Origin of the sequence: Daejeonella sp. (assembly GCF_030695525.1) — a bacterium.
Classification (GTDB): domain Bacteria; phylum Bacteroidota; class Bacteroidia; order Sphingobacteriales; family Sphingobacteriaceae; genus Daejeonella.
The window spans coordinates 1-7,002 of the sequence record NZ_JAUYSS010000055.1 but is presented as its reverse complement, the minus strand read 5'-3'; the positions used below and the strand labels follow the sequence as shown (position 1 = coordinate 7,002).

Here is a 7,002-nt window from a genome sequence, read left to right as displayed (position 1 = left end):
CCATCGCCGTCAGTCTTCCCGGTGATTTATCCTATTGCTGGGATGCCGGTACCTGCAAATTACGCTTTGCCTGGAAGGGTGGTTTTCTCGATAATTCTGAACTGTGGAAAGGTAAAGGCGATGTGCTCGCAAAAGTTGTAGGAACCCTGTTTTTTAAGGATAAAACTCAATTTCCCTTGTCATTTAGTGCTGATAACCAAGCGCCAAAACCGGAATATAAAGGCTACAAACTGATTAACCGTTTTCCTGAATTTCACTATACAATAGACGGAATTGATGTTTATGAACTGATTCTTCCCAATGCCGATGGTAGGGGTCTAAGCAGGACTTTCAGGATTCCGGATGTTAAAAGGACTGTATGGTTCAATACTGATCCATTTGATGGGATTAAGTATAAGGCCTCAGCGGGATCATGGGAAGGGAATAGGTTGAAATTAACATCAAAAGAGGCCAGAAAATTCAGCATCACCATGAGTGTAAAGGAAGGGACACAGTTATGAAGTATAATGTGATCGCTTGCCTTACTGGAATTCTATTTTTTGCTTGCCTTGAATCGATTCAGGCCCAGAAAATCAATGAATCATACCGGGTTGAAACTATCAAAATGCCTGAGGGATTAACCAGTGAGACCGGTGCTGTTGAATTTTTACCTGATGGTCGTTTGGTTGCATGCTTTACCAGGGGTGAGGTAATGATTTACAATATTTTAACAAAGGAATGGAAATTATTCGCTGAAGGTCTTCATGACCCTTTGGGGATTCTGGTAATCAGTAATTCTGAATTATTAATAATGCAACGTCCTGAGTTGACAAGAGTTAAAGATACTGATGGTGATGGGATTGCTGATTTATATGAAAAAGTAACTGATGATTTCGGGATTTCCGGGAATTATCATGAATTCAATTACGGTCCGGTTAAGGATAGGAAGGGCGATCTGTTTATCGCTTTAAATTCTTCCTCGGGTGGTGGGAACATCAGACCAGAAGTGCGCGGTGAAATTAATCCCCTGGGCCGTGAAGAGGGCAGTAAAGGTCAAATGTTTTCGAATGTTCCTTACCGGGGATGGATGATGAAATTAACTAGTGATGGTAAGCTGCAGCCCTTTGCTTCGGGTTTCCGTTCTCCTAACGGACTGGGATTTGATCTTGAAGGTAATCTGTTTGCAACGGATAATCAGGGAGACTGGATTGGTACCAGTCCATTGCATCATGTACAGGAAGGAAGGTTCTATGGCCACCCCGGAAGTCTGGTTTGGCAGAAAGGTTGGAATAAGGGGAATCCATTTTTATTACCAATTCCGGTTTTGGATAGTATGAGAACCAGAGCTGCAGTCTTATTTCCACATGGTATCATAGCAAATTCACCCACCCAGCCGCTTTGTGATAATACCTCAGGGAAATTTGGACCATTTTCCGGTCAGTTAATCATCGGTGAAATGAACAAAGAGCGTATTGTAAGAGTAATGCTTGAGCGGGTCGGCGGTGAGTTACAGGGTGCATGTATTCCATTTCTTGAGGGAAATGGCCTGAGAAAGGGGAATAACAGATTGGTTTTTGCACCGGATGGAAGTTTATGGATTGGTCAAAACTCTCATGGCTGGCTGGGAGATCAGGGGATTCAGCGGATAGTTTTTACAGGTAAGCCACCTGCGGATATCTATAGTATGAATCTGACTGAAAATGGATTTGAGCTGACCTTTACTGAGCCACTGGAGGTGTCTGCAGCTACAAATCCTGACAATTTTAAATTTCGTCACTACTATTATAAATACCATAATAAGTATGGTTCCGATCAGTTTGATATTCAGGATGTTCCCGTTACCGATATCAAAATTTCTAATGACAGTAAAAAAATATCAGTAACCCTTGCTGCTTTAAAGCCGGGATATGTTTATGAATTGAACCTGGGAGATATTAAAACTTCAACAGGTAATACCCTGAACAATAAACTGATATGTTATACTCTTAATAAATTAAAATCAACTGATTTATAGTTTGTCTGTGATTTAAAAATATAAGTTTAACATATTGAATAGTAATTAGTTATAACTATAGATAAGATGATGAAACACTCATTTAGGGTTTTGCTGGCCTTGATCTTTTCCTGCACTAGTTTAACAATATTTGGCTTAGAAACGATAACTGCAGACTCATTAATAAAGAATATTTCCCCACGCAATCTTCAGAAAAACACAGATCTGAAGAATATAAAGATCCATGTACCCGAAGAACGCTTATGGAAGGATTTGGCAATTGATCTGCAGGCAAAGATTAAGGAAAGGACAGGAATAATACCAGAAATAAGTTTTCCTGATTCTGATAAGTTTGTTAAGGGATGGTCTGGGAATACGATCATGCTGGGTAATCTTGCTAATAATAGGCAAATGGCACGTTTATACGGTTTGCGCTTATCTTATGCTGATGCAATTTATCCGGGAAAAGGCGGATATCAGTTACTTACTTTGATCGATCCTTTCGGATTGGGTGGGAATACAATTTTGGTTTCTGCATCAGACATTGAAGGCGCGAAACATGCAATTGATCGCTTAAAGACCTTATTGCAAACTAGAAGCAATGACGAAATTCCATGGCTTTTTGAATCAAAATTGCCTAAGGAAACTAATTCATTTTTCAGGCCTAATATTAGGTCAGTTGATGAAATGCTTTCAAAATTGAAGCCTGTTATCAATAACGAGACTATTGCAGATGCATTATTAAGTGTTTTAGCCGGAATAAAGTTATATGGAGAGTATTATCAACTAACTGCAAATCAGGAATACGGGGAAGTATATTATAAGTTATTGAAGGGCTTTTCCCAATTTGTGACTTCTCATCCCACAGAAGCCATTTACCAGTTGAACGTGCGTAAGAATATGTGGATCCAGGGTGAAAAAATATTCCAGAACTGGAGTGTTCTTGAAGCTTCCCCAATTTTTTCTGATTCGGACCGTAGGCAGATTCTTTCTGCGCTTTACCTGTTAATTAAGGCAAATTACATGGATAATTATCTGGTAAGGGCATCTGAATCTGCACCACGCTGGAACCATGAGATATTTCCTGCCCTCTCCTTGATTGGTTCCTGTCAGTATTTTGAAAAGTATTATAGTTTGTCTGAAACCGCTCAATGGAAGCATAGAGGAGAGAAGATTTTTACCGGAAATACATCTTATATTAGTCTTGACGAAGGCTCCGATTATCTGGCGCATCTTCCGGTTGCAAATATCGATTATGCGATGCTTTCAGGTGATCTGAAATTTATCAATCAAAGCCTGAGGCCTAGTGCAGATCTGCATTCAATGATGATTGATAATCTGGGCACACTATCTGGTGGAGGTGATACCTATCCTTTTGGGATGAGCAGTGCTTATTCATGGGGACATTCCCAGCTGCTGAATGCAGCATCCTGGTTTTACAATGATCCTGTTTATAATTTTTTGCTTGAACGTACCCGTACAGGTCCTTTTACAGAACAAAAAATGCCGGACCTGATCTATCCCATACATCGATATATCGCGAGTCTTAAAAATTCAGAACAACCCGACGAAAGTTTATATCCTAAAGTTCAAGCTCAGGAGATTGAACAGGGGGTATATGATGATCTGATGAACCAGATTGATAATGTCCCGGAATTTACTAAAAGCCCGGATAATGATGATCAGAAAAGTAAAAAACAAGATAAAATAAATGTAGAGCAAAAGGACACCTTTCATAAACTGACATTCAGATCTGGTTTTGGCTTAAATGACAATTACCTTATTCTGGATGGTTTTTCTGCCGGGAAACATGGACATCAGGATGGAAATGCGATCTTGAATTATAGTTCTAAAGGTAGATTGTTTCTGAATGACCGTGATTATATTCAGAATACTCCGGAGTATCATTCAGGTTTAGTTATTGTGAAGGATGGTAAACAAGGGAAAAAGCCACCATTGGTAAAGCTGGATTGGGTGGCCGACCTTGATGGAACCGGGTTTAGCAGCAGTACTGTGCCTGATTATAACGGGACTGACTGGAAACGTATGATAATAAGCCCGGAAGGTAAGTTCTTCATCATTTATGATGATCTGAAAATTAATGAAACAGGAAGTTTTTTGCTTAAAAATCATTGGCAATCACTGGGTAGCCCGAAAATAGAAAAGAACACATTCCTGGTCGAACAAAAGGGGCTGATCATGAAGATTCAGAGCTTAAGCCCTGCAGTTCTTAGGCTCAAAGATATATACGGGCACTTTATTAAATACTGGAAAACGGTTTATCCCTATCCTTATGCCAATAAGGAGACTGTTTTAACAGAGGTAATCAACGAAAAGGAGTATAAAAAAGAAGACCAGGCCGGTTTTATTAATATACTTTCCAGTCATTCTTCAGATAATGATTTGGTTCATTCTACTAATATTGGAAAAAATACAATTGAAATAAAAGCCGGGAATCAAAAATGGCTTGCAGTTAAAGATGGACTTAACAGCACCGACTTTTCAAGCAATGGCAGCTTTCATTTAATTGGGGATAATGAGCTTATCGCTGCTTCAGTGACAAAAATTAAGATTGGAAATCAGGAATTAAATTTTCGGGAAGCTGTTTTTTTTAAGTGGGATAAAAGGACTGGGGTATGGAAAACATTTGACTTATTAAAAAATAAAACCAGGTACACACAATCAGGGGAAATCTTAAGACAAATTGCAATTGATTCAGGAATAGTTCAGTGGAAAGCAGATTTACAGAGCCGGATCGTTAAGCAGCTTATTTCCGTTACAGATGTGAAGCCTTTAATCAAGGATAATCCTCTCAAATCTTTGCCAGTCAGTATTTCTGACAGGATTTATTCGATGAATGAGCAGATAAGCAGCTCATTTTCTGCAGATCTGAATGCTGATAATAAAGAAGATATTTTACTGGGAGGTATTAATGGAACTGTGAAAGCAATTGATTCTAACGGAAAAAGCCTTTGGACATTTTCAGCCAGCGGCAGGATCAATGAAGTGAGTCTGCAATATGCCGGAAACAGGACATTTATATTTATTGCAACTGAAAACTGGTATGTACATACACTGGATATTAATGGAAAAGAACTGTGGAGCTATAAATTTCCAGATGATCAGCCACATCGGGAATATAAGGGGAATCTGTTAGGAATTACAAATGTCAGGATTGCCCAAAAGAATGGTAAGGATCAGCAGCCTGTAGTTATGGTGGGCACACAATTCAGGTATATCTATGAACTGGATCTTGATGGGAAATTAAAAAATGAAACTGCCTTATATTTTTATGGTATTGAGGATATGGAATATGCTGATCTGGATGCAGATGGTAAGGAAGAGGGAATCTTTGCCCTTGAATATTACTATTATACTTTGATAAAAGATGATGAACTGATCACAGGAAAAACAGGAGGGCCGGGCTGGAAAATTGCGCATGTTTTGAATAAAGGGTCTGAAACCGTTAAACCAACAGTGCTGTTAGGAACCAAACAAAGTGAAATCCGGATGATCGGTTTTAATACTAAAATTCAGGAATACTGGAGCACAAATGTGGGAGGGGAAGTAAATGATATCAAACACGGGGATTTTAATAATGATGGGAAGCTTGAGATTCTTGTCGGGACTGAAGGTTTTCAATTTTATGTGCTGGATGATAAAGGGAATACAATTTTCAGAAAAACATTGAATGACAGAGTTCTAAAAGTTGAGGGATACCAGATCAAGGATAAGGCACATTACCTTGCTGCTACAGCACAGAGAGTTTTGTTTAATTTTTCGGGTATGGGCAGTATAGATGAATCAGTTCTTTTTCCAGATGAAATTTCAAATATTTTCATTGAAAAAAGCTCTTCAAATTCTCTAATAATCCTAAGAAATGGGGATGTATATCGTTTAAGCCATTAAGGGGATCAAAAACATTTGATTGTTATTTGTTCCGGTTGAAATAATCTAATGCCTGTTTTACACTGCCCTGTTCTATAAGCAATTGTTTAGCTTCAAGATAAACCGTAATTCCACTATTATTCATTAACATTTTAACCGCTCGGTCAACAATTTTATCATTGATTAACTTTACATTAACCATCTGATTATCAAGTACTCGACCAAGTTTGATCATGGTACTCGTGCTAATCATATCGAAAATCATTTTCTGTGCTGTTCCGCATTTCATACGGGTACTGCCGGTAACAAATTCTGGTCCGGTGATTACTTCTACCGGAATATCAGATTCCGCTGCAATTGGAGATCCCGGATTGCTGACAATGCAGGAAGTAGTTATTCCATGTTTTCTGCATTCCATTAATGCTGACAATACGAATGGGGTGGTACCGCTGGCCGAAATACCAATGACAATATCTTTTTCCGATACCTTTTCCTCCTGAAGCATCTGCCAGGCAGCTTTTACATCGTCTTCCATTTCTTCCAGAGCTTCTATCAGATGCTCTTTACCTCCGGCAAGAATTACATTGAAAATTCCGGAAGAAACCCCATAGGTTGTCGGTAGTTCAATTACGTCAAGAACGGATAAGCGCCCACCACTCCCTGCACCCACGTAGAACAACCTTCCACCATTCTCAATCTTAGTAACAATTGTACTAATCAGTATGTTCAGTTCGGGCAAAGCTTTTTCAATGGCCAATGCAACCGTTTTATCTTCTTTATTCAGGTACGATGTCAGTTCTTCTACCGACATTTTTTCCAGATGTCTGTATTTTGATGCTTCTTCAGTAATTCTTGTCATATTAATTTTAAGGATGTTACAATATCCCTTTTCTGATTTTATTTCTGTTTTATAATGTCAATAATACGAACATTTCCATCAATATTATTAGTCCTTTATATAAGATCTTTCATCGTGCACTTTTGCGATTAAAACCATCATTTATTCATTTAAATAAAGCAGAAACGATACACTTAAGATAATTTAACGTGAGTTCGATATAAGGAAGGTTAAAAGCCAGGCTTATAATTATCCAGATAACAGCTTTAGCTTTTTTGCTTACTTAATTTCATGATATCTATTA

At 38.4% G+C, this 7,002-nt stretch carries 4 protein-coding genes; 3 read left to right on the top strand and 1 reads right to left on the bottom strand.

Going from position 1 to position 7,002, the window contains the following annotated elements; translation table 11 throughout:
* From Q8S11_RS12935 to Q8S11_RS12925, 3 genes are all read left to right on the top strand, one after another.
* Window positions 1-500 (top strand): DUF6797 domain-containing protein (locus Q8S11_RS12935; protein WP_371135164.1); only part of this gene is annotated, 500 nt, incomplete at its 5' end.
* On the top strand, window positions 497-1,993 hold the full coding sequence (locus Q8S11_RS12930) for a hypothetical protein (protein ID WP_305662531.1): 1,497 nt from the start codon (window positions 497-499) through the stop codon (window positions 1,991-1,993). The genes Q8S11_RS12935 and Q8S11_RS12930, both read left to right, overlap by 4 nt.
* Window positions 1,994-2,059: 66 nt before the next feature.
* On the top strand, window positions 2,060-5,881 hold the full coding sequence (locus tag Q8S11_RS12925) for a hypothetical protein (RefSeq protein ID WP_305662530.1): 3,822 nt from the start codon (window positions 2,060-2,062) through the stop codon (window positions 5,879-5,881).
* Between the two features lie 22 nt (window positions 5,882-5,903).
* On the opposite strand, the gene Q8S11_RS12920 is transcribed toward Q8S11_RS12925, so the two are convergent.
* Entirely contained in the window at window positions 5,904-6,719 is an 816-nt protein-coding gene (locus Q8S11_RS12920; protein ID WP_305662529.1) for an N-acetylmuramic acid 6-phosphate etherase, read from the bottom strand.
* Window positions 6,720-7,002: the final 283 nt, after the last annotated feature.